The organism is Streptomyces deserti (assembly GCF_054782695.1).
The window spans coordinates 278,222-304,797 of sequence record NZ_BAAGRZ010000003.1 but is presented as its reverse complement, the minus strand read 5'-3'; the positions used below and the strand labels follow the sequence as shown (position 1 = coordinate 304,797).

The 26,576-nt window shown below is 73.3% G+C and carries 22 protein-coding genes, 1 tRNA gene and 3 pseudogenes; 14 read left to right on the top strand and 12 right to left on the bottom strand.

Annotated features, from left to right (window positions below):
- Nucleotides 1-135 precede the first annotated feature (135 nt).
- Nucleotides 136-2,703, top strand: coding sequence for a CHAT domain-containing protein (locus ACYVMZ_RS09665; RefSeq protein WP_461077852.1), 2,568 nt, complete (start codon nt 136-138; stop codon nt 2,701-2,703).
- A gap of 36 nt (nt 2,704-2,739) precedes the next feature.
- On the opposite strand, the gene ACYVMZ_RS09660 is transcribed toward ACYVMZ_RS09665, so the two are convergent.
- A complete protein-coding gene (locus ACYVMZ_RS09660) occupies nt 2,740-4,539 on the bottom strand; it encodes a LuxR family transcriptional regulator AbsR2 (protein WP_461077655.1) in 1,800 nt (599 codons plus the stop codon).
- A gap of 99 nt (nt 4,540-4,638) precedes the next feature.
- Here ACYVMZ_RS09660 and absR1 point away from each other — a divergent pair, with 99 nt between their 5' ends.
- Together absR1 and ACYVMZ_RS09650 are read left to right on the top strand one after the other, a co-directional pair.
- Entirely contained in the window at nt 4,639-5,724 is a 1,086-nt protein-coding gene (gene absR1, locus ACYVMZ_RS09655) for a beta-glucuronidase AbsR1 (protein WP_461077653.1), read from the top strand.
- A 157-nt stretch (nt 5,725-5,881) separates the two neighbouring features.
- Entirely contained in the window at nt 5,882-6,490 is a 609-nt protein-coding gene (locus tag ACYVMZ_RS09650) for a DUF7691 family protein (protein ID WP_461077651.1), read from the top strand.
- A gap of 424 nt (nt 6,491-6,914) precedes the next feature.
- Here ACYVMZ_RS09650 and ACYVMZ_RS09645 read toward each other — a convergent pair.
- The 3 genes from ACYVMZ_RS09645 to ACYVMZ_RS09635 form a co-directional block, all read right to left on the bottom strand.
- Nucleotides 6,915-6,988 (bottom strand) — tRNA-Pro (locus ACYVMZ_RS09645).
- Nucleotides 6,989-7,350: 362 nt separating this feature from the next.
- Nucleotides 7,351-8,427, bottom strand: a complete 1,077-nt coding sequence (locus ACYVMZ_RS09640; RefSeq protein WP_461077649.1) for a maleylacetate reductase — start codon at nt 8,425-8,427, stop codon at nt 7,351-7,353.
- Nucleotides 8,424-9,299 (bottom strand): dioxygenase family protein, encoded by an 876-nt coding sequence (locus tag ACYVMZ_RS09635; protein ID WP_461077647.1) that lies wholly within the window; start codon nt 9,297-9,299, stop codon nt 8,424-8,426. Before ACYVMZ_RS09635 ends, ACYVMZ_RS09640 begins: the two co-directional genes overlap by 4 nt.
- 381 nt (nt 9,300-9,680) lie before the next feature.
- Between ACYVMZ_RS09635 and ACYVMZ_RS09630 the strand changes: the two genes are divergently transcribed.
- Nucleotides 9,681-11,843 carry a protein kinase domain-containing protein gene (locus tag ACYVMZ_RS09630; protein WP_461077645.1) on the top strand — a complete coding sequence of 721 codons (2,163 nt, stop codon included), beginning with the start codon at nt 9,681-9,683 and terminating at the stop codon, nt 11,841-11,843.
- A gap of 8 nt (nt 11,844-11,851) precedes the next feature.
- On the opposite strand, the pseudogene ACYVMZ_RS09625 reads toward ACYVMZ_RS09630, so the two are convergent.
- Nucleotides 11,852-12,604, bottom strand: a pseudogene (locus tag ACYVMZ_RS09625) (amidohydrolase family protein); the annotation flags it as partial.
- 423 nt (nt 12,605-13,027) lie between these two features.
- Nucleotides 13,028-14,638: a flavin monoamine oxidase family protein gene (locus tag ACYVMZ_RS09620; protein ID WP_461077643.1), complete on the bottom strand. Its 1,611-nt coding sequence runs from the start codon at nt 14,636-14,638 to the stop codon at nt 13,028-13,030.
- Between the two features lie 399 nt (nt 14,639-15,037).
- On the opposite strand from ACYVMZ_RS09620, the gene ACYVMZ_RS09615 reads away from it, so the two are divergent.
- From ACYVMZ_RS09615 to ACYVMZ_RS09605, 3 genes are all read left to right on the top strand, one after another.
- Complete coding sequence (locus tag ACYVMZ_RS09615) at nt 15,038-16,213, top strand: MFS transporter (RefSeq protein WP_461077851.1); 1,176 nt, start codon at nt 15,038-15,040, stop codon at nt 16,211-16,213.
- Nucleotides 16,214-16,393: 180 nt separating this feature from the next.
- Nucleotides 16,394-17,272, top strand: coding sequence for an SDR family oxidoreductase (locus ACYVMZ_RS09610; RefSeq protein ID WP_461077641.1), 879 nt, complete (start codon nt 16,394-16,396; stop codon nt 17,270-17,272).
- A 67-nt stretch (nt 17,273-17,339) separates the two neighbouring features.
- Nucleotides 17,340-18,110, top strand: coding sequence for a maleylpyruvate isomerase family mycothiol-dependent enzyme (locus ACYVMZ_RS09605; protein WP_461077639.1), 771 nt, complete (start codon nt 17,340-17,342; stop codon nt 18,108-18,110).
- A gap of 39 nt (nt 18,111-18,149) precedes the next feature.
- On the opposite strand, the gene ACYVMZ_RS09600 is transcribed toward ACYVMZ_RS09605, so the two are convergent.
- Nucleotides 18,150-18,545 (bottom strand): MarR family winged helix-turn-helix transcriptional regulator, encoded by a 396-nt coding sequence (locus ACYVMZ_RS09600; protein ID WP_461077637.1) that lies wholly within the window; start codon nt 18,543-18,545, stop codon nt 18,150-18,152.
- A 66-nt stretch (nt 18,546-18,611) separates the two neighbouring features.
- Here ACYVMZ_RS09600 and ACYVMZ_RS09595 point away from each other — a divergent pair, with 66 nt between their 5' ends.
- Nucleotides 18,612-20,093, top strand: a complete 1,482-nt coding sequence (locus ACYVMZ_RS09595) for an MFS transporter (RefSeq protein ID WP_461077635.1) — start codon at nt 18,612-18,614, stop codon at nt 20,091-20,093.
- A 457-nt stretch (nt 20,094-20,550) separates the two neighbouring features.
- Here ACYVMZ_RS09595 and ACYVMZ_RS09590 read toward each other — a convergent pair whose 3' ends face one another.
- On the bottom strand, nt 20,551-20,736 hold the full coding sequence (locus ACYVMZ_RS09590; RefSeq protein ID WP_461077633.1) for a hypothetical protein: 186 nt from the start codon (nt 20,734-20,736) through the stop codon (nt 20,551-20,553).
- Nucleotides 20,737-20,949: 213 nt separating this feature from the next.
- On the opposite strand from ACYVMZ_RS09590, the gene ACYVMZ_RS09585 reads away from it, so the two are divergent.
- The 5 genes and pseudogenes from ACYVMZ_RS09585 to ACYVMZ_RS09565 form a co-directional block, all read left to right on the top strand.
- Nucleotides 20,950-21,441, top strand: coding sequence for a DUF2975 domain-containing protein (locus ACYVMZ_RS09585; protein WP_461077631.1), 492 nt, complete (start codon nt 20,950-20,952; stop codon nt 21,439-21,441).
- Nucleotides 21,441-21,683: a helix-turn-helix domain-containing protein gene (locus ACYVMZ_RS09580; RefSeq protein WP_461077629.1), complete on the top strand. Its 243-nt coding sequence runs from the start codon at nt 21,441-21,443 to the stop codon at nt 21,681-21,683. Before ACYVMZ_RS09585 ends, ACYVMZ_RS09580 begins: the two co-directional genes overlap by 1 nt.
- A 23-nt stretch (nt 21,684-21,706) precedes the next feature.
- Entirely contained in the window at nt 21,707-22,894 is a 1,188-nt protein-coding gene (locus tag ACYVMZ_RS09575) for an FAD-dependent oxidoreductase (protein WP_461077627.1), read from the top strand.
- 29 nt (nt 22,895-22,923) lie between these two features.
- Nucleotides 22,924-23,251, top strand: a pseudogene (locus ACYVMZ_RS09570) (NF041680 family putative transposase); the annotation flags it as partial.
- A gap of 27 nt (nt 23,252-23,278) precedes the next feature.
- Nucleotides 23,279-23,407, top strand: a pseudogene (locus tag ACYVMZ_RS09565) (DUF6332 family protein); the annotation flags it as partial.
- Here ACYVMZ_RS09565 and ACYVMZ_RS09560 read toward each other — a convergent pair.
- Genes ACYVMZ_RS09560 through ACYVMZ_RS09550 form a run of 3 tightly spaced genes read right to left on the bottom strand, consistent with a single transcriptional unit; the run spans nt 23,368 to nt 25,519 of the window.
- On the bottom strand, nt 23,368-24,033 hold the full coding sequence (locus tag ACYVMZ_RS09560; RefSeq protein ID WP_461077625.1) for a response regulator transcription factor: 666 nt from the start codon (nt 24,031-24,033) through the stop codon (nt 23,368-23,370). The pseudogene ACYVMZ_RS09565 and the gene ACYVMZ_RS09560 sit on opposite strands and share 40 nt — an antisense overlap.
- Complete coding sequence (locus ACYVMZ_RS09555) at nt 24,030-25,271, bottom strand: sensor histidine kinase (RefSeq protein ID WP_461077623.1); 1,242 nt, start codon at nt 25,269-25,271, stop codon at nt 24,030-24,032. The genes ACYVMZ_RS09560 and ACYVMZ_RS09555 overlap by 4 nt, the downstream gene beginning before the upstream one ends.
- Before the next feature lie 53 nt (nt 25,272-25,324).
- Nucleotides 25,325-25,519, bottom strand: a complete 195-nt coding sequence (locus tag ACYVMZ_RS09550) for a hypothetical protein (protein WP_461077621.1) — start codon at nt 25,517-25,519, stop codon at nt 25,325-25,327.
- A gap of 51 nt (nt 25,520-25,570) precedes the next feature.
- Between ACYVMZ_RS09550 and ACYVMZ_RS09545 the strand changes: the two genes are divergently transcribed.
- Nucleotides 25,571-25,771 carry a hypothetical protein gene (locus ACYVMZ_RS09545; protein ID WP_461077619.1) on the top strand — a complete coding sequence of 67 codons (201 nt, stop codon included), beginning with the start codon at nt 25,571-25,573 and terminating at the stop codon, nt 25,769-25,771.
- An 11-nt stretch (nt 25,772-25,782) separates the two neighbouring features.
- On the opposite strand, the gene ACYVMZ_RS09540 is transcribed toward ACYVMZ_RS09545, so the two are convergent.
- On the bottom strand, nt 25,783-26,493 hold the full coding sequence (locus ACYVMZ_RS09540; RefSeq protein WP_461077617.1) for a TetR/AcrR family transcriptional regulator: 711 nt from the start codon (nt 26,491-26,493) through the stop codon (nt 25,783-25,785).
- Nucleotides 26,494-26,576: the final 83 nt, after the last annotated feature.

Sequence of the window (26,576 nt, the reverse complement as noted above, 5' to 3'; positions counted from 1 at the left end):
CAGAGCCGCGGCGGTCGCTTATCAGAGCCGCGAGGCGGTCGTTTGATACAGCGCCACACCTGTGTGGTCGGTTCCGGGGCCACTACCATCCGTGGGGTGACAGCGGGAAGCGACTCGGTTCTCGAACTGCTGCCGATGGTGTTCGCCGCCCCGGGCGAGGCTCTGGCGAGGGCACAGGAGGTGCTCGATGCCGATCCCGCACCGCTGCACGCCTCCGTCGCGCACCAGGTCATCGGCATCTGGCAGCGGGACTTCGGCGACCTGCGGCTCGCCCTGACGCATCTGCGGCGGGCCCGGGACCTCGCGGCGCGCGCGGAGTCGGCCGACCGGGAGGCGGACGTCCTGGCCACCCTCGGTGTGGCGCTGGTGCACGCGGGCCGCACCCGGCAGGGCCTGGCCGCCTTCGAGCGGGGCGTCGCGCGGGGCGGCGGCCACACCCGGGCGCGGGTGCTGTTCCGGCGGGCGTACGTCTGGTGGGTGCTGGGCCATCACCGGGAGGCGCTGGAGGACGTACGGCGGGCGATCCCCGTGCTGCGGCAGGCGGACGACGTGATCTGGACGGCGCGGGCGTTGACCCTGCGCGCCACCGTGCATCTGGCGCTCGGCGCGGTGGAGCGGGCGGAGGCCGACTTCGCGGCGGCCGAGGCGCTGTGGGACACCACCGGCCAGGAGCACGACAAGGCCGACGCGGTGGAGAGCCGGGGGCTGGCCGCGTTCCGCTCCGGGGACATCCCGGCGGCGCTGAAGCTGCTCGACGAGGCCGAGGCGCGCTACGCCGAGCTCGGCACGCCGACGTTCATGCTCAACATCCGCCGCTGCGAGGTGCTGATGGCGGCCGGGCTGGCCCCCGAGGCGCTGGCCGAGGCGGATACGGCGATCAAGGTGCTCGACGGGATCGGCGGCCAGTCCACCCGCAAGGCGGAGCTGCTGCTGGCCGCCGCGCGGGCCGCCCGGCCGGCGGGCGATCCGCACACGGCGATCGCCCGTGCGGCCCTGGCCGTGCGGCTGTTCGCCGGGCAGCGGCGCACCTGGTGGGAGACGCACGCCCGGCTGGTGCTGATCGAGGCGCGGCACGCGGCCGGGCGCGCCTCGGGCCGGCTGGTCGCGGACGCCGCGGCGGTGGCGGAGAAGCTGGCCTCCTTCGGTGCGCCCGCCGCGCCGGAGGCGTCGCTGCTGGCGGGGCGGATCGCGCTGGGCCTGGGCTGGACGGCGGACGCGGAGCGGCATCTGGCCGTCGCCGCCCGCAGCAGGCGCGGCGGGCCGCCGCTGGCCCGGATGACGGGCTGGGCGGCACAGGCGCTGCGGGCGCAGGCAGCCGGTTCCACCCGGGGTGTCCTGGAAGCCTGCCGGCGCGGCCTCGACGTGCTCGACGACCACCGGGTGACGCTGGGCGCCTCGGAGCTCAGGGCCCGCGCCACCGAGCAGGGCGCGGAACTGGCCGCGCTGGCCCAGCGGGCGAGCCTCGCCTCGGGCGGACCGCGGCGGCTGCTGGGGTGGAGCGAGCGCTGGCGGGCCACCGTGCTGTCCGCGCCGCCCACCCGGCCGCCGGCCGACCCGGCGCTGCTCAGCGGCCTGACCGCGTTCCGGGAGATCGCGGCGCGTGCGGAGGCCGCCCGGATGGAGGGCCGTCCGGTGCCGGCGCTGGAGCGTGAACAGCGGCGCCTGGAGCGGGAGATCCGCTCCCGGACCCTGCACATGCGCGGTGACGCGCCCGGCGGCGGGGGCGGGTTCGACGTCGGCAGGCTGCTGGAGCGGCTGGGCGACGAGGTACGGCTGGTGGAACTCGCCGTGCTCGACGGGCGAGTGCAGGTGCTGCTGTGCGGGCAGGGGCGGGTGCGGCGGTTCGAGGCCGGGCTGCTCGCCGAGGCGGAGACGGAGGCCGAGCATGTGCAGGCCGGGCTGCGGCGGCTGGCCCACCCGGGGGCCGAGGCCCGGCTTCCGCTGGTGGAGGCCGCGGGCCGTCGTCTGGAGGAGCTGCTGCTCGGACCGGCCGCGGCGCGGCTGGGCGGCGGCCCGGTGGTGGTCGTACCGCCGGGGCGGCTGCACCGGGTGCCGTGGGCGCTGCTGCCGTCGCTGCGGGAGCGGGTGCTCAGCGTGTCGCCGTCGGCGAGCAGTTGGCTGCGCGCCCGGGAGACCGCGCCGCCGCCGGACGGCCGCCATGTGCTGGTGCGCGGGCCGGGCCTGGCGACCGGCGGCGCGGAGGTGCCCGAACTGGCCGACCGGTACGGCTGCGCGACTGTGCTGGAGCACGACGAGGCGCGGGTGCCGCGCGTGCTGGAGGAGCTGGACGGGGCCGCGCTGGCGCACATCGCCGCGCACGGCACGTTCCGCGCGGACAGCCCGCTGTTCTCCTCGCTGCGGATGGCCGACGGCCCGATCGTCGTCCACGACTTCGAGCGCCTGGACCGCAGCCCGTACCGGATCATCCTGTCCTGCTGTGACACGGCCCGGTTCGCCTCGGTCGGCGCCGACGAACTGCTCGGCCTGGTCACCGCGCTGCTGCCGCTCGGCACGGCGGGCGTGGTGGCGTGCAGCGCCCCCGTCAACGACGCGGCGGTGGTGCCGCTGATGCTCGCGCTGCACAAGGGGCTGAGCGCGGGCCTGTCCCTGGCGGAGGCGCTGCGCGACGCCCGGGCCGCCCTGCCGGGCGACGCGCTGCACCAGGCCACCGGGTGGGCGTTCTCGGCGTTCGGGGCGGCCTGACCCGTCCCCTGCGCGGGTCAGGCCGCCCCGAAGTCTTCAGGCCGGTTGCGCGTCCGGCAGTGCCGTCAGCCAGGGCAGGGCGCCGCGGTCGCCGGCGCCGAGCCGGGCGTACGCGCCGTACAGGTGGTTGCCGACGGTGCGGATCGACAGGGTGAGGCGTTCGGCGATCTCCCGGTTGCTCAGGCCCGCTGCCGCGAGGGTGACGATCTGCCGCTGGCGGGCGGTGAGTTCGCCGAGGACCAGCCCGGACAGCGCCGGGGTGCGGGCGCCCTGGCAACGCCGGGCGAGGGCGACGGCACGCGTGCGTGAGGTGCGGGCGGCGTGCGGGTCGCGGTGCGCGCGGACGGCCTGGGCGTGGGCCTCGGCGGCGAACAGCAGGAAGCCGCGTCGCTCCAGTTCTTCGGCCGCCCGGTCCAGGGCGGGGCCGTCGGCGCGGGTCAGCGCGTCGGCGTGCTCGGCGAACACGCCGGAGAGCCGGTCGATGACCTTCTCGGGGGCGCCGAGGCGTACGGCGGCATAGGGGTCGTCGGCGACCGCCTCCAGGGCGCCGTCCACGTCACCGCGTGCGGCCGCCGCCCACACGGCCGCCGCCGGGCTCCCCGCCGTCGTCACGTCCCCCGACTGGGCGGCGGCGAGGGCGAGTTCGGCCCGGCAGGACGGATCGCCCGCGGCCTCCCGCAGCCCCTCCCGTGCCCATGCGGCGGCCTCCCGCACCTCCCCGCGCAGCCGCGCGAACCGGGCGCGCAGGGCCGCGTACCCCGGCGGCACCGGCGCGCCCTCCGCCACGAGCCACTCCCCCACGGGAGCCGGCATCGCCCGTACGTCGGCTTCCTCGATGCGCCGGGTCAGCGCGGTCGCCTCGGCGTCGAGGGCCGGTCCGCACTCCTGCGGGGTGCGGGCCAGCCGTCGGGCGCGCAGACGGCCGGCCGCGGCCCGCAGGACCGGGCCGTGCAGCGGGTGGGCGAGGCGGGCGGCGGTGGGGGTGGCCGCCGGCCGGACGGAGCCGGGGTCGTCGACGCGGACCAGGCCGTCCGCCTCCAGGCGTTCCAGGGCCAGGGCGTCGAGGTCGTCCAGGCCGAGCGGCAGGGGTTCGGCGAAGGCGAGGCGGTCGAGCGTCTCGCGCTCCTCGGGGCGGTTCCGGGCCAGGACGGCCGCGGCGCGCTCGCGGACGGTCGCGGTCAGCGGCACCGGGCCACGCCAGGCCCACTCGTCGGTGTCCGGGACCCGGGTGAGCAGGCCATGCTCCCGCACCGCGCCCACCAGTTCGCGCAGCAGCCGCAGGTCGCCCTGGGACAGGCGGTGCAGCCGGTTCACGGTGAGGGGTTCCAGGCCGGAGAGCAGGTGCGCGGTGTCCTGCCGGGGCAGCGGTTCCAGCGCGAGGCGCGGCAGCAGCTCCCCGGTCCACAGCCGGGAGATCGCGTCGGGCACCGGGGCGCCGTCCGTGGCGACGACCAGCAGGCGGGTGCGGCCGTGCACGGCGAGCTGGTGGACCAGGACGGCCGAGGCGTCGTCGAGCAGGTGCGCGTCGTCGACCAGCAGCAGCCGTACGCCGGACAGCAGCTGGACCGCGCGGTGCAGGGTGACGGTCTCGGGCAGCAGGTGGGCGAACGCGGCGAAGGCGATCTGCCGGGTCTGCGGGGTTCCCGCCGCCCGGGCGCAGCCGGTGCCGCGCACGGCCTCGGTGACCAGGCGGGTCTTGCCGCAGCCGGCCGGGCCGGTGACCACGAGGCCGGGGCGTCCGGCGGCCAGGGACCGGCGGACCAGTTCCCGTTCGTCCTCGCGCCCGGTGAACGGCCAGGGCAGCTCCAGCGTCGTCGCGTCCCGTTCGTAAGTCATCACGACAACAGGAGTCGGCATACTCACTCCTGATACAGGGCGACTTGAGTAGACCCCGACTCAGGCGCCCGTACGCGGCCGGAGGGCAACCTGAGGCCCATGACCGCACGCTACTGCTCCCTCGCGCGGCAGCCGGCGCCCGTCTTCGCACCGGGGCTGGCCGCCGAGCGGCTCAGCGCACTCATGGGCGGGCGGCGCATGTGGGTCAACGGCACCGTTGTGCACTACTACTTCTTCGACGACGACAGCGACGGGTCGGTCATCCCCGTGCCGGGGACCGGGCAGCTGCGCCGGGTGTCGTGGGCGGGCGCCCCGGAGCAGCGGGACGTGGTGCGCGGGTGCTTCCTTCAGTGGCAGGGCCTCGGTGTCGGCGTGACGTTCACCGAGGTCGACGACCGCTCGGAGGCCGAGCTGCGCATCGGGTTCCAGTTCGGCGACGGCTCCTGGTCGACGGTGGGCAGGGACGCCCTGCGGGTCGGCCAGAACGACCGCACCATGAACTTCGGCTGGGACCTGACCGCGCCCGGGGAGCGCGGGACGGCCCTGCACGAGATCGGGCACGCGCTCGGCATGCTGCACGAGCACCAGAGCCCGTTCGCCGGTATCCACTGGGACGACGAGGCCGTGTACGCCGACCTGGCGGGCCCGCCGAACTTCTGGGACCGGGAGACGACGTTCCACAACATCCTGCGCAAGCTGGACCCGCGCGAGGTCAACGGCTCGGTCTGGGATCCGCAGTCGATCATGGAGTATCCGTTCGCGTCGGGGCTGATCCTGGAGCCGGAGCAGTTCCGGGCGGGCGTCCGCCCGCCGGGCACCCTCTCGGCCCTGGACAAGGAGTTCGCGCTGCGCTGGTACCCGTCGACCGGTACGCCCCGGCCGCCGGCGCTGGTGCCGTTCCGCTCGGTGCCGCTCCGGCTCGGCCCGGGCGAGCAGGCCGACTTCACCGTCGAGCCGACCAAGACCCGCGAGTACACCGTGGGCACCTTCGGCGACAGCGACACAGTCGTCGTGGTCTTCGAGGAACGGGACGGCGAGCCCCGCTACCTCGCCGGGCAGGACGACGGGGGCACCCCGCACAACGCCACGATCAGGGCCCGACTCGTCAGGGGCCGCCGCTACTTCGTCCGGGTGCGCCTGTACTCCGCCTGGGGTTCGGGTGAGACGGCGGTCATGTGCTGGTGACAGCACGGACCCGCCGCACGCGGACGCATGGACCACTGTCCGGCGCCGGGGGAGCGGTCGGGGACGTCACCCTTCGGGGGAGGGTGACGTCCCCGACCACGCCACAGCGCGCTTCGCGGCAGGCCGCGTTGTCAGTGGCGGCCGATAAGTTCGGGGCATGAGTTCCTCACTGAGCGTGTATCTGCTGGACGTCGCCGCCACCCGCGCCCTGGTCGGATCCGGTGACGAGCAGCTTCTCCAGGTCATCCGCGACACCTTCGGCGACCAACTGGCCCACGACGACGACTACTTCCGCCACGAGATCGAGCAGGGCGCGCCCACGGCGTACGAGGCGCTGCGGGCCGTCGTGCACGGCGGGCCGTTCAGCGAGGACAAGGACCACGCCTTCCAGTACGGCTACGCCTACAAGCGGCTGTGCGAACTGACCGGCTCCTTCCTGCCCAACGACCGTTTCACCCCGCACCGGGGCGACTGGCTGTCGGTGGTCGACGAGGGGCTGCGGGCGTTGCGCATCACGGCGGTGTCCGTGGCGGACTTCGGCTACGACGGCCTGCCCGAGCCCCTGCCGTACACGCACACCCCGGGCTGCGGCGCGTGGACGCCGGAGGAGATAGCGCGGGCGCTGGAACAGTTCGAGGCGACGAAGGCGGCGAACCACGCCCCGCCGCTGGAGCCGGAGGTGGTGGAGGCCGTGATGCAGTGTCTCGACTGGATGCGCTACGCCGAGGCGCGGCCCGGTTTCGGGGTCATCGGTTTCCGTTCCTGAGGCTCAGGGGGCGCCGGCAGGTGTCTGCCCATAGCGCTCGGGCAAGGCTTCCGCCACCGGCGTGGCGACGCGGCGGGCCGCGCCGAAGCGATCGCCTACGGCCGGTCGGTGGGGACGCCCGAGCACCAACTGGACTGGCCGAAGTGACCGGTTGAGGCCCGGGCCGACGGGCAGGTGCGCTCGGCGGATGAGGGGCAGGCGGACGACCGCCGGAGTGGGGGTGGCGGGTGGCCGTACGGGTGGTCGCACCGGCCAGACCCCTGCGAACGCCTACGGCAGATGGCTCAAGACACGCGCACCAGGTCCACAGCAGCCCCGCCACGGCCAACAGGCCGATCCCGAAGCCCGTATTCGAGTGGCCCGGAACGGACGAGGGCCGTTCCGGACTGCTCCGGTACGGCCCCTGCCCTGCTCTCTTCACCGGTCGGGACGACAGGATTTGAACCTGCGACCCCTTGACCCCCAGTCAAGTGCGCTACCAAGCTGCGCCACGTCCCGGTGCGCCGCACACGGTCGGCCCGTGTGATCGCGCAGGTCAAGCCTACCTCACACGGAGACCTGACCGACATCTGGCCACCTTTGCCTAAGGGCCGAGGGCGTGCGCTACGCCGACCGGCTGCGGGAGGCGGGCTCGCTCGTCGAGCACCATGACGTGCGCGGGGCCGACCACGGCTACGACGGCTCGGACGACGCGCGGGCCCGTGAGGTCTACGGCCTGACCGCCCGTTCCCGCTCGCCCGCGCCATGTCGCCGTGCAGGATCGCCTGCCGCAGCTGTGCGAGCGCGTGCCGCCTGGCCTGCTCTCCGGTGCTCGGACGGGCTCCCGCACGGCAGGACTCAGGAGGGCTGTGCCATGAAGCTCAGCGGCTGGACGGTGCCGTGCCCTCGTACGCCGCCCTCAGCAGGGCCAGGACACCGTCCACGGTGACCCTGCGCGGGTTGGCGTAGGCATTGCCCGCCGTCTGGGCGGCCGCCGTCGCCAAGTCCCCCTCCGACAGGCCGAGTCGGGCCAGGGAGCGGGGTGCGCCCAGGCGGCCGGTCAGCTCCCACAGGGCGAGTGCGGGGTCGTCCGCCTCGAGGGCACGGGCCAGCCGCGTGAGCGCCTCGGGTGCGGCCGGGGCGTTGTAGGCGAGGCTGTACGGCAGGAGCACGGTGTGGGTCTCCGCATGGGGCAGGCCGTAGGTGCCGCCCAGGACGTGGCACAGCTTGTGGTGCAGGCCCATGGTGGTGGCGCCCAGGCAGGTGCCGCACAGCCAGGCCCCGTACAGGGCGCGGCCGCGCGCGGCCAGGGACTCCGGGTCGGTGGCCACCTCGGGCAGCGCCCGCACCATGGCCCGTACGCCCTCCTCGGCCATCAGGCCGACCAGGGGTGAGGTGTCGGGGGCGTACAGCGCCTCGACGGCGTGCGCGACGGCGTTGACGCCGCTGGTGACGGAGAGCGCCACCGGGAGGGAAAGGGTCAGCTCGGGGTCGTAGACGACACTGCGCGGCAGGACCGACAGGTCGCGGCCGGTGCGTTTGACGCCGTGCTCGGTCAGGCCCCAGACGGGGGTCATCTCCGAGCCGGAGTACGTCGTCGGCACAGCGATCAGCGGCAGACGCGTGCGCAGGGCGACCGCCTTGCCCAGCCCGATGGACGAGCCGCCGCCCACCGCCACGCACCCGTCGGCGCCCGCCGCGCGCGCCACCTCCACGGTCCGGTCGGCGACCTCCACGGGCACCTGCGTACGCGCCTCGGCGTGCAGGCCCGCGCAGGCCGGTCCCAGCGCGTCGGCGACGGCCCGCGCCGGGTCCGCGCCGTGGCTGCCGGACACCACCAACAGCCGCCGCAGCCCCAGCCGCTCGGCCTCGCCGGGCGTAGCGGAGATGGCGGCACCGGGCCGGAAGACGACCCGGGTGGGCAGCGCCTCGTAGGAGAAGTCGAGGACGTCCGTCATGAGCGCTCCAGTACGAGGTCGAAGCGGGCATACCGGAAGGGGTTCGGAACGCCGAACTCCCGGGCCCGCGCGGGATCATCGGTGTACGCGAAGTCCTGGACCAGGCTCTCCCTGACCGCGAACACCGCGTCGGAGTCCAGATACTCGCCGCCCGCCACGAAGACATGGGTGGTGACCGGGAGGTGTCCCTCGGCCGACACGATGAAGTGGATGTGGGCGGGACGGTAGGGGTGACGGCCGGTGGCCTTCAGCAGCGTACCGACCGGGCCGTCGACCGGGATCGGGTACGGGCTGGGCACACACGTGCGGAACCAGAACCGGCCCTCGGCGTCCGCCGTGAACAGGCCCCGCCCGTTGCCCGGCGGCTGGACCCGCGGCTGCTGCACGTCGTAGAAGCCCTCACCGTTCGCCTGCCACACGTCCACCACCGCGCCCGGCAGCGGGGCACCGTCGTCCGACAGCACCCGGCCGTCGACCACACACGGCTCCCCGCCACCCACCAGATCGATGCTCGCGCCCAAGTCACGCACGGGCGACTCGGTCATGTGGAACGGGCCGAGGACCGTCGACTCCGTGGCACCGGGGGCGGCCTCGCCCTGGAGCTCCTCGATCAGCATCGACAGCCCCAGTACGTCCGACAGCAGGATGAACTCCTGCCGGGTGTCGGTGCAGGCCTGCCCGGTCTCCGTCAGGAAACCGATCGCCCGCTCCCACTCCTCGCGCGTCAGCCGCGTCTCGCGTGCGAAGGCGTGCAGGTGGCGGACCAGGGCGGTGAGCAGCTCCCGCAGCCGCGGGTCGGCCGTGCCGCGCAGGCTGCGCACGACCTCGTCGGTGACCGTGGTGCCTGTGGTGTCGGTGGCGTCGGTGGTCATGCCGGCTCCCTCACTCGTGCGGGCCTCGCGCGTGTCCGAGGATCCGCCGCCGTAGGTCCTCCGGCAAGGACGCCGCGACGGAGTGTCGGCACGCCGCACGCTCGGTCGTCTCCCTGACCGAGTACCCCCTCGCGGCTGCGAGCAGCCCGTCCGCCTCGCCGCGCCTCCGGCGGCCACCACCGGCCACGAAGGCCCCCGGCCCGCCCCGGCCGGGGGCGCCGGGGAGGGAGCGCGCCGTCGGCCGCCTGTCGACGGGCTCTGCCGCCCGTGCCCCGGTCGTTCACCGGAACGGGTCACGTGACCGGCCGCTAGAGTGAGCGGTCCGGGTCGCAAGGGTCCGGAACGGAACCGTCCGGGCCGGAACCGGTGGAGGTAGACGCGGTGACCCTGCGCGAGAACGATCCGCGGTCCGTCGGCGGGTACCGGATCGAATCGCAGATCGGGACGGGCGGCATGGGCGTCGTCTACCTCGGCAGGTCCCCGTCGGGGCGGGCCGTCGCGGTCAAGGTCGTGCACACGAGGTACGCGGACAACGCCGAGTTCCGGGCCAGGTTCCGGCAGGAGATCGCTGCCGCGCGCCGGGTCAGCGGTGCGTTCACCGCGCCGGTCGTGGACGCCGACCCGGACGCGGAACGGCCCTGGATGGCCAGCGCGTTCGTCCCCGGTCGCACGCTGGCTGAGCGGGTCGCCGAGTCGGGTCCCCTGGACTGGCCCGCGCTGCGCCGGCTCGGCACCGAACTCGCCGAGGCGCTGCGGGAGATCCACCGCGTGGGGGTCGTCCACCGCGACCTCAAGCCCAGCAACGTGCTCCTGCTGGAGGGCGGAGGCGACGACGGGGCGGTACGCGTCATCGACTTCGGCATCTCGCGCGCGGCCACCAGTGAGGTCCGTACCCAGACCGGCATGGTGATGGGCTCGCCGCCGTTCATGGCGCCGGAGCAGTTCAGCCGCCCGCGCGAGGTCGGGCCCGCCGTCGATGTGTTCTCGCTGGCCGCGGTGCTGGTGTACGCGGCCACCGGGCGCAGCCCTTTCGAGGCGGAGAACGCCTATCTCGCCGCGTACAACACCGTGCACAACGAGCCCGAACTGGGCGAACTGCCGGACGCGCTGCGTCCGTTGGTGTCGGCCTGCCTGGCGAAGGACCCGGTGGACCGGCCGACGTCGGGCGAGGTGCTGGACGCCCTGGCCGGGCTGCCGGCGGAGCTGTCCGGTGAGGGGGGCGACGAGGCGCCCGGTGACGAGCCCTCCCAGCCGGGGACCGTGCCGTCGGGGACGGCCACGCTGACGTCATCCGAACAGACCGGGCAGAAGCGGCGCAGGAGGAGGCTGTGGGCCGCCCTCGTCGGCGCCGTCCTCCTCGGCACGGCGGGCGCGGCCGCGGCGGCCCTGCTGGGCGACGCCCCGGCGAGCACGGTCGGCGAGAGCGACCGGGCCGCCCCGCAGTCGACGCCCCGTGGTGCGGTGCCGCCGGGCTGGAAGCCGTGGCACAACGCGCTGGAGCCGGACAAGGACGATCCGTTCGCCATGGGCACGGCGTGCACACCGGACGCGCTCGGCGTCTTCTGCTCCTCCACGCGGGTCGCCCTGATGCGGCTGAGCCCCGCGACGGGCCGGGTGGACTGGACGAAACCCATGAGCGAGAAGGAGGTCGACGGCTTCTCGCTGGGTGAGCCCGTCGTCCACGACGGTGTGGTGTACGTCGACAGCGCCGACCGCTCCGAGGGAGTGGACGCCTTCGACGGCAGGACCGGCAGGCGGCTGTGGCATCTGGACGGTCCGGTGGGCGAGTTCACGTACCTGAGCGGCGTCCTGCTGGTACGGCTGGACGCGCACCAGCCGTCCGACACCGCCCGCTATACGGCGCACGAGCCGCGCACCGGTGAGGAGCTGTGGCGGCGCCGGCTGACCTCCGCCTCACCGGCCTCTTTCCACGCGGGACCGGAGGGGACGCTCTACGCCGATCTGCGCGGCGGCTCCGGCGGCATAGCCCGCCTCGACGCGCGCACCGGCAGGACGCTGGGCGGTGTCGAGGCACCCGAGGGTGATCTGTGGCTCGCCACGGTCCACGACGGCACGGCGTACTACGCGCGCTGGGAGAACGACACCGGGGTGTCCGCCGCCTTCTTCATCCAGGACCTCGACACGGGGAAGACCCGCCGTGTCGACTTCCCCTGGAGCGTGCAGCCGGAGGCGCCGCCGCTGGTGCACGGCGACACCATGTACCTCTTCGACCACGGCAACGAGACCCTGCTCGCCCTCGATCTGAAGCGCGGGAAGCCGCTGTGGACCAGCTCGCGCGAACTGCGCGTCTTCAGTGAACCGGCCGTCCACGACGGCCGGTTGTACGTCACCATGCCCGACACCAGCATCCTCGCCCTCGATCCCCGCACCGGCAAGGAGATCGGGCGCACCGCCCCGTCCTTCGACACGGAGGGCCGCTCCTTCGAGGAGCTCACGCCGAGTCCGGTGCCGCCACTGCGGGTGGGCGGGGTGCTGTACGGGGTCAGCGGGCCGGGGGTCTTCTCGGTGACCGACGTCTCCTGAGCGGCTGCTCAGCCCCCGCTCTGGGGATCGCAGCACCCCTCGCGCCGCATGTGACGGCTGACCTCCAGCCAGTCCTCGGCCGAGGCGGACCGCCGGGAGTCGTAGCGCCGCGCGGTGTCGGACCCGAAGGCGTCGACCAGCTCGGCCTGCTCGACGAGGACGCCGCCGCGGAGGACCGCCGCCGTGCGGATGAGGGTGTCGAAGTCGCTGAACGGGTCGCCGTCCACGATCGTGAGATCGGCGAGCTTGCCCGCCTCCGCCGTGCCCAGGCCGGCGTCGGCACCGAAGACCCGCGCGGGCAGCAGGGTGGCGGTCCGCAGCGTCTCAGCCGGTGACAGGCCGGCGCGGTGCAGCGCGCGCAGGGCCAGATGCAGGTGCAGCCCGACCGGGACGAGCGGTTGGTCCGTGCCGAGCGCGACCAGTCCGCCGCCCGCGAGGATCCGCCGGTAGATGGTCATCTCCTGGTCCAGGGCGGCCAGTTGGGTGCCGGTGGGCGGCTGCCCGGCCTGCTGGCGTACGAGCGCGGTGTCCCACGGGGGCATGAGCGCGGTGACACGCGGGTCGTCCGCGAGCCCGGGGTCCGCGCCCAGCAGGGCAAGCGCCGTGAAGGGGGTGGCGACGAGGTGGAAACCGCCCTTGGTGTAGATCTCCTCGACGTCCTGGTAGGCACGCCCCGTGGCGGAGGTCGCGTGCCCGAACTCCAGCCGTTGCGTGGCCTGCAGGTGGGTGGTCAGGTCCTGGCCCAGTTGCACGCCCGGGGTGCCAGCCCGCGTAGTCGGCGCTCTGCGCGCCGGGCGGCTTCATCATCGTGATGACGTCGGCCGGGGTGAGTCCCGCGGCCTCCAGGTTGGTCTTGATGGCGCGCAGTACGACGAGGGCCTGCGCCTCGGTGACCGTGACGCCCTGGGCGCCCTCGGTGTGCGACGGGTCGGTGTAGCGCTCCGGAGTTCCTTCCGGCGCCGAGGAGTTGAGGGCGGAGGGCCCGAGGCCGCTGCTCTGGTACAGGCCCACTTCCCCGCCGGTCGCCACGCCGCTCGCGATGGCCGGGTTGGACTGCCCGTCGGGCAGCATGACGCGCACTTCCTTCGGGCCGGGCCACCAGCCCCTGGCGTCGGCGAGCGCGGTGCCGCCCGTGAGGAGCGAGGCGGTCAGGGCCGTACCGATGACCATCTTCGTACGCCGGTTCATGCGGCCATCACCCTCTCGTGGATGTCGGTCACGACCTTGCGGGCCGAGGTGAACGCGCCGTGCTGCCAGGCGATGACGTGGCTGAGCCAGTCCCCGGCGAAGTACACGTGCCCGGCGGGCTGGTTGAGGAGCTTGTACTCCGGGCCGCTCTGCGAGGGCCAGCTCACCCAGCCGCCCTCGATGTACGGGGTGCGGTGCCAGGCCACGCTGAAGGAGTGGGCGAGCTCGGTGCGGTACTTCTCGCCGTGGATCCTCACACCTCGGCTCACCGCCCGCGCGACCCGCTCCTCGTGCGGCAGGGCGCTGTAGGCGAGGGCGTTCGCGCCGAAGTTGTAGTAGCCGATGAGGGTGCCGCGGCGGCCCAAGTGGCCGTAGGACGGATACCAGATGGTGGCCAGGTCCGTGTCGGTGGGCGTGATGCCGCCGTAGATCTGTTCGTCGGTCTCCCACCAGCGGCTGCGGTACTCCAGACCCATCTTGCCGACGGGTGCCGCGACCGCGTACTTCAGTGCGGCGGTGACGTCCGCACCGAGGTTGTGCTTCATGCGCGCCATGACCATGGGGGGTACGGCCGCGACGACGAAGTCCGCCCGTTGGGTGCGCGTACGCCCCCCGGCGTCCTTGTAGGCGACCTCGGCGCCGTCCGGCAGGTCCCTGACTTCCAGCACCTGTGCGCCGTACGTGACCCGGTCCCGGCCGACCGCCTCGGCCAGGGCGTACGGGATGGCGTCCATGCCGCCGACCGGCTGGAACATGAGCATGGCCTGGTCGTAGCCGAACTCGAAGGAGAAGCGCTGCCCGACGCCGCTGGCGATGACGTCCGACAGCGAGGGGACCGGCCCCAGCACCGTGCCCTCCTCGAAAGCGGCGCCCGGCTCGACGGAGTAGCCGCGCCGGTCGGTGCCGGTGTAGGCGTAACCGTCCGCCTTGCCCTTGATGGCGCCGAAGTTCCGCAGAAAGGCGATGAGCCTCTCCTTGTCGGCGGCGGTGAGTTCCGCGTCCAGGGCACCCTGGTCGGTGGCCTTGGCGAGCAGTTCGGAGACGTACCCGTGGACGTCGGCCTTCGCGGTGCGCCAGCGGATCGGCTGCCCCGCGAGGGCGGCGCTGCTCTCGTGGTAGATGTACGCGTTGGCGTTCTGGTTGGTGAACACCTCGACGGGGACGCCCAGTTCGCGGCAGTACTCGAGCGTCACGTGCGACTGGGGCAGCCGGGCGGGCCCCGCGTTCATGTACTGGCCCTTGGAGAAGGACGCGGTCTGTTCCCGCCCGTCCAGATCGATCAGGGACGTTCCGCCGCGCACGGTCCAGTTGCGGCCGCCGGGCCGGTCCTGCGCCTCCAGGATCCGGCAGTCATAGCCTGCCTTGCCGAGCTCGTACGCGGTGGCCAGGCCGGCGATTCCACCGCCGAGCACCAGGACCTTCCTGGCACCGCGCCCGCTGAGCGTGAAGTCGCTCTCGCTCGGCGCCCGGTACTGCGCTGCCCGTACGTCCGGCACGGGTGCGACGCCCAGCGCGCCCATCGCCGAGTAGAGCACTCCCGCGCCGCCCGCGATCCCGACGGACCGCAGGAAGTCACGCCGAGATGCAGAGGATCTCTCCGCAGCCATCCACTCCTCCTCGCTCGCGCGCCCGTGTCCCGGACGCGACGTCCGATCAACCCGGTCACGTGGGGGGCGAGTTGCTGATGAGACCGAAGGTGCGAGATGAGCCTCCGTCAGGAGTGTTACGCCGCCATGCCGATGACGTATCCGTGGCATGAGCATGTTGGCGGGGAGCGGGGGGTCATGGGGCGGGGGTGAGCATGGCGGCTGTGGCGGGGCGAGCATGGCGGCGGGCGTGAGCATGACGGCGGGGGACGCCCGCGACCCGGCCGGCAGCTTCCCGCCGCGCCCGGCATCCGCCGGGCCGACCGGACCGCGAACAGGCGCGACCCTCTTGCCCCGGCCGCGCCACCTGCCTAGCCTGACTTTGTGCCGCTAATAAACAAATCCCGCCCGCACAACGCCGTGCCGGGCAATGGCGACGACCTCACCCGCCTCCGTATCGCCCTGACCACCTTCTTCGCCCTCGACGGCTTCGTCTTCGCCGGCTGGGTCGTGCGCATCCCCGCCATCAAGGAGCAGACGGGCGCCTCAGCCAGCGCCCTGGGCCTCGCCCTCCTCGGCGTCTCCGCCGGAGCCGTCGTCACGATGATCCTCACCGGCCGCCTCTGCCGCCGCTACGGCAACTACCAGGTCACCGTCGTCTGCGCCGTCCTGCTCTGCCTCAGCGTCACCCTCCCGCCGCTCACCCACTCGGCCCTGTCCCTCGGCGCCGTCCTGCTCCTGTTCGGCGCCGCCTACGGCGGCATCAACGTCGCCTTCAACAGCGCCGCCGTGGAGCTGGTGGCCGCGCTGCGGCGGCCGGTGATGCCGAGCTTCCACGCGGCCTTCAGCCTGGGCGGCATGATCGGTGCGGGGCTCGGCGGGCTCGTCGCGGGCTCGCTCTCCCCCACCCGGCACCTGCTCGGGCTCGCCGTCGTCGGGCTGCTGGTGACCGCCGTCGCGGGGCGCGCGCTCCTGCGGTGCGAGCCGCCCGTACCGCCGGACCGGGTACGGACCGAGACCGGGGCCGGTGCCCCGCGCCGACTGGACGGCCGTACCCGCGGACTCGTGATCGTCTTCGGGCTGATCGCCCTGTGCACGGCGTACGGCGAGGGCGCGCTGGCCGACTGGGGCGCCCTGCACCTCGAACAGGACCTCGGCGCCTCGCCGGGGGCAGCGGCTGCCGGTTACTCCTGCTTCGCACTGGCCATGACGGTGGGGCGGCTGACCGGCACGACACTCCTCGAACGGCTCGGCCGGACCCGGACCGTGGTCGCGGGCGGCGCCACCGCGGCCACCGGCATGCTGCTCGGGTCGCTCGCCCCCTCCCTGTGGGCGGCGCTGCTCGGCTACGCGGTCGCGGGGCTGGGCCTCGCCAATCTCTTCCCGGTGGCCGTCGAGCGCGCGGGGACGCTCGCCGGTCCCAGCGGGGTCGCCACCGCCTCCACACTCGGTTACGGCGGCATGCTCCTCGGGCCGCCCGCGATCGGGTTCATGGCGGACTGGTTCAGCCTGCCGACGGCGCTCACCAGCGTGGCGGTGCTCGCGGCGGTCGCGGCGGTCATCGGGTTCGCGACGCGCCGCGCGGCCGGGGGCTGACGGCGCCCCTGTCCCTCGGGTGTCCGCCCGTTCGAGGCAGCGGCGCACAAGCGCCGGGGTGCCGCGACCGAGCCGTACCCGAACGGCCTGATCGGCTTCGCGCCGCCGGGGTACTCGATCCCACGCCCGTCGAGCACCGGGCGCAATACCGGTCGCACCCACGGACCAGGAGGAAGACCCGTGACCGAGCAGCCGAACCCCACCGAGCAGCACCCGACCCCCGAGTTCCCGTCCCAGGACCAGCCGCACCCCGGCTGGACCGGCCCCATGGACCCGCCCCCGGACCACGGCGAGGAGTCGTACCGGGGCAGCGGCCGGCTGGCGGACCGCAAGGCCGTGATCACCGGTGGGGACTCCGGGATCGGGCGGGCGGTCGCGCTGGCCTTCGCCCGTGAGGGGGCCGACGTGCTCTTCACACACCTGGACGGCGAGAAGGACGAGGCCGCCGAGACCGCCCGCCTGGTCGAGGAAGCCGGCCGGCGTGCCGTGCCCGTCTCGTGCGACATCCGGGAGGAGGAGAACTGCCGGGCGCTGGTCGAGCGGGCCGTGGCGGAGTTCGGGCGGATCGACGTCCTGGTGAACAACGCGGCCTACCAGATGTCGCAGCCCGAGGGCATCGAGGCCATCTCCACCGAGCAGTTCGACCGGGTGATGCGCACCAACCTGTACGGCATGTTCTGGCTGTGCAAGTTCGCCCTGCCGCACATCCCGGAGGGCGGCAGCATCATCAATTCGACCTCGGTGCAGGCGTACAAGCCCAGTCCGCACCTGCTGGACTACGCGACGACGAAGGGCGCCATCGTCACCTTCACCCAGGGGCTGGCGCAGATGCTGATCGGGCAGGGCATCCGTGTCAACGCGGTGGCGCCGGGCCCGGTGTGGACGCCGCTGATCCCGGCGACCATGCCGGACACACAGGAGTTCGGCAAGCAGGCGCCGATCGGGCGGCCCGCGCAGCCGGCCGAGATGGCTCCCGCGTACGTCTTCCTCGCCTCCCCGGAGGCGTCCTACATCACCGCCGAGATCGTCAACGCGACGGGCGGGACCCCGCTGCCGTAGGGCTCCGGCGTCCGGCCCTCGAAAGCACGTTGCTCTGGAGTGCGCTCCATACGGCAGACTCGGCGCCATGGACACCGCCCAGTTCCTGGAAATCCTGGACAAAGAGGGCCAGTTGCTGGCCGAGGCCGCCGAGCAGGCCGGAGTGGACGCCGAGGTGCCGACGTGCCCCGGCTGGCAGGTGCGCGACCTGCTGCGGCACACCGGCGTGGTGCACCGCTGGGCCGCCGCGTTCGTCGCCGAAGGGCACACCGAGGGCCGACCGATGGGCGAACCCCCGGACCTGGACGGGGCCGACCTGGTGGCGTGGTACCGCGACAGCCACCGCCGTCTCGTCGGCACACTGACCGGCGCGCCGCCCGACGTCGAGTGCTTCACGTTCCTGCCCGGTTCGCCCTCAGCCCTGGCCTTCTGGGCCCGCCGTCAGGCACACGAGACCGCCGTGCACCGCTTCGACGCGGAGGCGGCGCGCGGCGGCAGTCCGGACGCCGTGGCCACGGACTTCGCGGCGAACTTCGCGGTGGACTTCGCGGTGGACGGCATCGACGAACTGCTGCGCGGCTTCCACGCCCGCCCCAAGAGCCGGGTCCGCACGGCCGGGCCGCGCGTCCTGCGGGTGCGCGCCGAGAGCGTCGACGGCGACGCGGACGCGGTGTGGACCGTACGGCTGTCCCAGGAGCCGCCCGTGGCCACGCGGGACGCCTCCGGGCACGCCGAGTGCGAACTGGCCGGTCCGGCCGGGCAGTTGTATCTGGCGCTGTGGAACCGAGTGCCGGTGCCGACGGTGACGGGCGATCCCGCGCTGGCCGCGCTGTGGCGGGAGGCCTCGGGCGTCATCTGAGATCCGGCCGTCGGCTGAGGTCCGGCGTGGACGACCGGATCAGCCGTCCGCGAGCGTCCGCGCCAGTACCGCGCGCTGCACGGGCAGCACCTCACCGTGCAGCGCGCGCCCTTTCGCCGTGAGGGCGACCTTCACGCCCCGCCGGTCCTCCGGGCACATGCGGCGCTCGACCAGCCCGTCCTTCTCCAGGCGGGCGATGAGCCGCGACAGCGCGCTCTGGCTGAGGTGGACGCGTTCGGAGATCTCCTGGACGCGGTAGGCGGCGGCGCAGTCCGGCGCCGTGCCCTCGGCCAGGACGTCGAGCACCTCGAAGTCGCTGGCGCACAGGCCGTGCCCGCTCAGCGCGCGGTCGAGTTCGCACTGCGTACGCGCGTGCAGCGCCAGGATGTCGCGCCACTGTTCCACGAGCGCCTGCTCGGCCTGCTTCGCCGTCATGGGCCGCACCGTAGCAGAGAAAACATGCGGTTGCATCTCATGCATGCGCATGTAGTCTCTCGGTCCATGACCTCTCCGCTCACCACCCCCGCGTCCGACGGACGCTGGACTCCCCGGCTGTGGGGCACCCTGCTGGTGCTCTGCGCCGCGATGTTCCTGGACGCCCTGGACGTGTCGATGGTCGGCGTGGCACTGCCGTCGATCGGTGCCGACCTTGGCCTGTCCACCTCGGCGCTGCAATGGATCGTCAGCGGCTACATCCTGGGCTACGGCGGCCTGCTCCTGCTCGGCGGGCGCGCCGCCGACCTGCTGGGCCGGCGCCAGGTCTTCCTGGTGGCCCTGGCCGTGTTCGCGGTCGCCTCGCTGCTCGGCGGGCTCGTCGACTCGGGCCCGCTGCTGATCGCAAGCCGCTTCATCAAGGGCCTGAGCGCGGCCTTCACGGCGCCCGCCGGCCTGTCCATCATCACCACGACGTTCCCCGAGGGCCCGCTGCGCAACCGGGCGCTGGCCATCTACACCACCTGCGGGGCCGCCGGCTACTCGATGGGACTGGTGTTCTCCGGCCTGCTCACGGAAGCCAGCTGGCGGCTCACGATGCTGCTGCCCGCTCCCGTCGCCCTGATCGCCCTGCTGGCCGGCCTGAAGCTGCTGCCGCGCACGGCGCGCGAGCGCGGCGCCGGTGGCTACGACATCCCCGGCGCCGTCCTCGGCACCGCCTCGATGCTGCTGCTCGTCTTCACCGTCGTCCAGGCGCCCGAGATCGGCTGGGGCTCGGCCCGTACGATCCTGTCCTTCGCCGCGGTCGTCGTCCTGCTGGCGGCCTTCGTGGCCGTCGAGCGGCGCAGCGCCAGCCCGCTGGTCCGGCTCGGGGTACTGCGCTCCGGCCCCCAAGTGCGGGCGCAGGTGGGCGCGTTGACGTTCGTCGGCAGCTATATAGGGTTCCAGTTCCTGGTCACCCTGTACATGCAGCAGCTGCTGGGCTGGTCGGCGCTGCACACGGCGCTGGCCTTCCTGCCGGCGGGCGCGCTGGTGGCGCTGTCCGCGACCAAGGTCGGGGCCGTCATCGACCGGTTCGGCACGGCGCGGCTGATCGTGCTCGGCTTCGCCCTGATGGTGACCGGCTACGTGCTGTTCCTGCGCATCGACCTGAACCCGGTCTACGCGGCGGTGATCCTGCCGACGATGCTGCTGGTCGGCGCGGGCTTCGCGCTGACGTTCCCCTCCCTCAACGTCCAGGCCACCAACGGCGTGGACGAGCACGAGCAGGGCATGGTCTCCGGCCTGCTCAACACCTCGGTGCAGGTGGGCGGCGCGATCTTCCTGGCCGTGGTGACGGCCGTGGTGACCGCGAACGCCCCGGAGAAAGCGACTCCGCAGGCCGTCCTCGACAGCTACCGGCCCGGGCTGGTGGTCGTGGCGTTGATCGCCGTCGCCGGTCTGCTGATCAGCCTCACGGGGCTGCGGGGCCGTCGGCCGCGGCCGTCCGTGATCGTCGCCAAGTCCACCGTGGCGGAGGCGGAAGCGGAGCCCGTGGCGGTCCGCGACTAGGGTCTGCCGGGAAAGTGCTGGTCACAGCCACTCGTCGAGGACTGCGACCAGCACGGCCGCCTCGTAGCGGACAGCGAGCTTGATGCCACGGTCCGGTGGCGCTTGAGCCGATTGATCCCGCACTCGACGGCATGCCGCTCGCGGTAGTCGGTCTGGTCGGACTTTGGCGGTCGACCGCCCTGGGAGCCAAGCTTCTGGCGGTTGCGGATGCGTCAGCCGGGACCGGAATGGCCGCCTCGATTCCGCGTCTTCGCAGGTAGGCACGGTTGCGGCGGGAGTCGTACGCCTTGTCGGCCCGCACCCGGTCCGGTCGCCGGCGGGCCGCGCGGGACCGATCCGCGGCCCCCGGATCGCCTCCAGGACCGGCTCGAACTGCGGGGAATCGCCTCGCTGCCCGGCCGTGATCAGCACCGGCAGAGGTTTCTGCCCCTGCTCGACAGCGAGGGAATGCTGGTCGTCAGCCCGCCTGAGGAACGTGCGAGACCGTGGTCGGCCGGCTGACGAGCCGGCTGTCCGGGTCGAAGTCGTCCCGGAAGGGGAGGTCGTTCTGGTCCGGCGAGAGGGCCAGCGATCGGCAGCGCTGCCACGAGCGCAGGATCGACGTGCGCACGTCCTCGACCGGTTCGCCCTGCAGAAACCGCACACGGGAACGGGCGGGCCCCCACTGCCGTGGCGAGCCCGGAGACGGTGCGACCGAGCCGGACCGAACGCCGGCGTACAGGCCGAACCCGCACTCCGAGGGTCCACGACTCCGCCCGACCTTCTACGGCTCCGCGCACTGCCACCACAGGGCCGCCTTGCGTGCGTCTATCGAATCTCGATAGATTCCCATCGTGTTTCGATCGAGGGAGCAATGATGGGAAAGCTGACCGTGCTCGCGTTGCGCGCCGTGCTCGTGGCACTGCTCGCCGGCTCGGTGTTCGTCCAGACGGTGATGGTGGCGCTGCTGGCCGACGACTTGGACGACAGCGTCCTCGCGGACCGACACGTCCCGATCCTGGTGATCGTGGTCCTGGGCATCGTGACGGTCCAGGTCGTCCTGGTCTGCGTATGGCAACTGGTGACGATGGTGCGACGCGGAACCGTGTTCTCCCACGCCGCGTTCCGCTACGTGCACCTCGTGATCGGCGCTTTCGTCGCGGCCGCGCTGCTGGTGTTCGCGCTCGGAGTGGTGCTCGCGCCCGGCGAGGCCGTGGCCCCGGGCATCGTGCTCCTTCTGGGCGGTGTCTCCCTGGCTGTCTTCGGCGTCGCCCTCATCGTGCTCGTGCTGCGGATGCTGCTCGCCCAGGCTGTCGCGCGCGACGTGGAGGCGGCACGGATGCGGGCCGAGCTGGAAGAGGTGATCTGATGCCGATCGTCGTCGACATCGACGTGATGCTGGCCAGGCGGAAGATGTCCGTGGGCGAGCTCGCCGAACGCGTCGGCATCACACCCGCCAACCTGGCAGTACTCAAGAACGGCCGCGCCAAGGCGGTGCGTTTCACCACGCTGGCCGCGCTCTGCGAGGCACTCGACTGCCAGCCGGGCGACCTGCTGCGCTGGGAGGCCGAGCAGCCGACGGACGGGCCCGCACACGCAGGTCACCGATGAACGAGGCCCCCGGGGAGCAGACCATGAAGACAGCCGGCACCGCCCACAGCGTCCCGGTCACGGCCAGTACCGACGTCCTGGTGGTCGGCGCCGGACTCGCCGGCCTGCACACCGCCACCCTTCTCGCCCGCGCAGGCCACGACGTGCTTCTGGTCGACCGGCGAGCCAGTCTGGCCAGCGCGATCCGCACGACCGGAATCTTCGTGCGGAAGACACTCGACGACTTTCCACTGCCCGCCGAGCATCTCGGACCCCCGATTCGACGAGTGGTGCTCTACCCCCCTGGCCTGCGCCGCCCGGTCAGCCTGGTCAGTGCCCGCGACGAGTACCGGGTGGGCGACATGGCCCCGCTCTACACAGCGGCGGCGGCCACCGCCGTCGACGCCGGAGTGCGGACGGCGCTGGGCACGCGCTACACCGGCCGTCAGGGCGACACCTTTCACCTGGTGGGTCGTGACGGGCCGATGACGGTCCGGGCACGCTTCGTCGTCGGCGCCGACGGAGCCCGCTCAACGGTCGCCCGCGACCTCGACCTCGACCGCAACCAGCACCTGTTGGTGGGGGCCGAGGAGGTCTTCACTCTCCCCGGCGACGACGAGCCGCCGACCTTCCACTGCGTCCTGGACCCCACGCTCGCCCCCGGCTACCTGGCCTGGGTGGTCAACGACGGGCAGCACGCCCATCTCGGTGTGGCGGGCTATGCCGACCGCTTCCCGGCCGGACTGCGCCAGGCCCTGCAGCGCTTCAGTGCCTCAGCACCCGGACTGTCCGGCGTGGAGCGTCCCGAGGTGGTGGAACGGCGCGGAGGCCCGATACCCGTCGGTGGCGTACTGCGCCGGATCAACTGCGCGGACGGGCTTTTGGTGGGCGACGCTGCGGGTGCGGTCTCACCGCTCACCGCCGGCGGCCTGGACCCCTGCCTGCGGCTGTCGGAACACGCGGCCGCGGTCCTCGACGACGCGCTGCGGTCCGGGAAACCGGACGTGTTGGCCCACTACGACGGAGCCTCGCTGCGCACTCGCTTCCAAGGACGGCTCATGCTGCGCAGGGGGCTGGCCCACGTCCGCACACCAACCATGGCAGCGGCGGCCTTCACCCTGCTGCGCACGCCGCTCGGCCGGGCCGCAGCCGGCCGCATCCTCTTCGGCGACAGGTCCTTCCCCGACGCACACGTGGGCGAGCATGGGATGGCCCCTGCCCGCCGCGTCTGACGCGGATGGGATCGCGCCAACGCCCCACTCTGTCCAAGCAGACACTTGGGTGGACCAGTCCCGGCTTCGCAGCTCAGAGGCGGGACCGGTGGACGTGCTGGTGATCGCTTGCCTATGCCCAGCTCCGGCTCGCCCGGCCACTGGCCACCGACCTCCGGCGTCCCTGGGACAAGCCGACCGAGCCGAACAGGCTTGCACCCGCCCGTGTTCGCAGGGGTTCAGGAACCTGTGCACGAAGACCGGCTCTCCGGCCGGGGCACCGAAACCGTCTCGTCCGGGCCCGGCCGGCCAGCGGGTTCGAAGAACTGCCGCCCAGCCCACCATAAGAAGGGCACGAAACCGCGCCGCACTGGATAGACGTGTCGGCTTGTCATCGACACCGGGCTCGCGGCCGTGCTGTTCGCCGCCCGCGTCGTCAACGTGCTCGTACGGTTCCGGAACCAGGACGCGAAGGGCAGCGCCCTGCCGCCTGTTCAGCCCAGCCAGCCCGGCCGCACCAGCCCCGACTCGTAGGCCAGCACGACCAGTTGGGCCCGGTCCCGGGCGCCCAGCTTCACCATCGTGCGGCTGACGTGGGTCTTCGCGGTGAGCGGGCTGACGACGAGGCGGCGGGCGATCTCCTCGTTGGACAGGCCGATGCCGACCAGGGCCATCACCTCCCGTTCCCGGTCGGTGAGTTGGGCCAGGGCGTCGGCGGCCGCCGGTTCCTTGGAGCGGGCCGCGAACTCGGCGATCAGGCGGCGGGTCACGCCGGGCGACAACAGGGCGTCGCCGGCGACCACCGCCCGTACGGCGCGCAGGAGTTCGTCCGGCTCGGTGTCCTTGACCAGGAAGCCGGAGGCGCCGGAGCGGATCGCCTCGAAGACGTACTCGTCGAGCTCAAAGGTGGTGAGCATGACCACCTTCACGTCCTTCAGCTCGGTGTCCTCGGTGATGCGGCGGGTCGCGGCCAGGCCGTCCAGCCGGGGCATCCGGATGTCCATCAGGACGACGTCGGGCCGCAGTTCGCGGATGCGGCGCAGCGCCTCCTCGCCGTCGGAGGCCTCCCCGGCCGCCTCGATGTCCGGCTGCGCGTCGAGCAGCGCCTTGAATCCGGCCCGGACCAGTGACTGGTCGTCGGCGAGCAGTACGCGGATCACCGTTCGTCCTCCTTGAGCTCGGCGGATGCCGTCAGCGGCAGGACGGCGCGCACGCGGAAGCCGCCGTCGGGGCGCGGGCCCGCCTCGATGGTGCCGCCCAGCGCGGCGGCCCGCTCCCGCATTCCGGCCAGCCCGTTGCCGCTGCCGCCCGCGTCGGCACCGGTCGCGGGCCCGTCGTCGTCGACGCACAGCCGCAGCGCACCGCCGTCGTGGTCGAGGTGCACGCGCGCGTGCCGCGACCGCGAGTGCCGTACGACGTTGGTGAGGGCCTCCTGGACGATGCGGAAGGCGGCGAGGTCCGTACCGGGGGCGAGGCGGGGCGGCTTCCCGTGGACTTCGACCGTGAGGCCCGCGCTCGCCGCCTGCTCCACCAGTTCCGGCAGCCGGTCCAGCCCGGGAGCCGGCGCGCGCGGCGCGTCACCGGGCGCACGGAGCGTGTCCAGCACCTGGCGCACCCCGCCGAGCGCCTCCTTGCTCTTGGCCTTGATGGTGGTGAGCGCCGTACGGGCCTGCTCGGGGTCGGTGTCCAGAAGCGCGAGGCCCACCCCCGCCTGCACATTGATCACGGAGATGCTGTGCGCGAGCACGTCGTGCAGCTCGCGCGCGATCCTCAGCCGCTCCTCGTCGGCGCGCCGCCGCGCCGCCTGCGCACGCTCGGCCCGCTCCCGCGCCCACTGCTCCCGCCGGGTCCGGGCCAGTTCCGACACCGCCACGATCGCCACGCCCCAGGCGACGACCACGATCTCGGTCCCCCAGGAGGCGGCCGAGTCCCCCGACGGCGGCAGCCACCGGTACAGCCAGTGCGCCACCAGCACGTGCCCGGCCCACAGCATGCCGAGCGCAGTCCAGGCGGCTTTGCGGTGCCCTGCCACGATGGCGCTGAAGAAGCCCAGGGCGACGGCCAGGAACACCGGCCCGTACGGGTATCCGGCGCCCAGGTAGAGCATGGCGGCACCCGCCGTGCCGAACGCGACGGCCACCGGATACCGCTGCCGCCACAGCAGCAGGACCGCCGCCGCGAGCAGCAGCAGACGCGCGAAGGGGTCCAGGGCGGCCCGTTCGCCCTCCTGTTCCTGGGCCGCGAAGTGCGAGCCGACCAGCACGAAGACGGTGATGAGCACGGTGGAGCGCCAGGGCCACCGCGGGCCCTGCTCCTCGTCGCCCCAGCGGTTCCACCACGGGGGCCCGTGCCGCCACCACATCGGCGGGCCGCCGCCGCGCAGACGCTGCTCCTCCATGACGGCCACGCTAGACGCCGCGGCCCCCGGGCGGCGTCACCCGCGCGTGGTGATCACACGTACTCCCGCTGAAGTACGTCCGCGACCTGCGTCTCCTTCACTCGCAGGCGCCGCAGCCGCCGCGGCGCCCACCAGTTCGCGCGCCCCGCGAGCCGCGTCGTCACCGGCAGCAGCACGACCCGGATGAGGGTGGCGTCGACGAGGATCGTCAGGGCGGTACCGATGCCGAGTTCCTTGAGGAAGACCACACCTCCGGTGGCGTACGACAGAAGGACAGCGCGAGGATCCCGGCCGCGGCGGTGATCAGCGGAACGCTGCGCCGGATGCCCTTCGGTACGACGGCCAGCCGCACGCGTTCCGTCGGGTGCCGTCAGCCGGTCCTGGCCGGGCGGGCCGGTGCGCCGGCCGTCCTGATGGGCGCCCTCGGCTGCGTCGACCTGGCCGGGGTGCTGCGGCAGGACCCGCAGCTGCCGGGAGTGCCGTCGGTGCCGGTGGCCTGAGAAGCCGGGGCCTACCTGGCCGCCCCCTCCTGCGGATACACCAGCCCCACCCCTTGGGCGAGTTGGTCCACCGCGTGCCGGAAGAACGTCTCGCGGTCCTCCACGACCCGGTTGAACTGCCCGAACACCTCGAAGCCGACGAGCCCGAACAGCTGGGCCCAGGCGGCGACGAGTGCCGTCACCGTCTCGGGCGGGAGGTCGGGGGCGAGGTCGGCGGCCATGCGCTCGGCCTCGGGGCGGAGCTCGGCGGGCAGTCGGGGCTTGGCCAGGCCGAGACCCTGGTAGGCGTCGCGGGCGATGCCGATGAGGAGCCGGCCGACCCGGGCGGCGGCCGGGACGGTGGTCTCGGGGGCGGTGTAGCCCGGGACGGGTGATCCGTAGATGAGCCCGTACTCGTGCGGGTGGCCGAGCGCCCAGCCGCGCACGGCCTCGCACACCGCGGTCCAGCGCTGCCTGGGCCCGGCGTCGACGGCCGCGTCGTGCGCCGCCTCGGCGGTCTCGCCGAGGGAGTCGTAGGCGTCGATGATGAGTGCGGTCAGCAGGTCGTCACGGCTGGGGAAGTAACGGTACAGCGCGGACGAGGCCATGCCGAGCTCGCGGGCCACGGCCCGCAGGGACAGCTTGGCCGCGCCTTCCGCCGCGAGCTGTCTGCGGGCCTCGTGCTTGATGGCCGCGGTGACTTCGATCCTGGCCCGGGCACGGGCGCCGTGTGCGGTGCTCATGCCGGGCAGTGTCCCATGAAAGCAGAGCGGTGCACACAAAGCAGAGCGATGCACATAACGGTGAGCGGTGCACACGCCGGTAA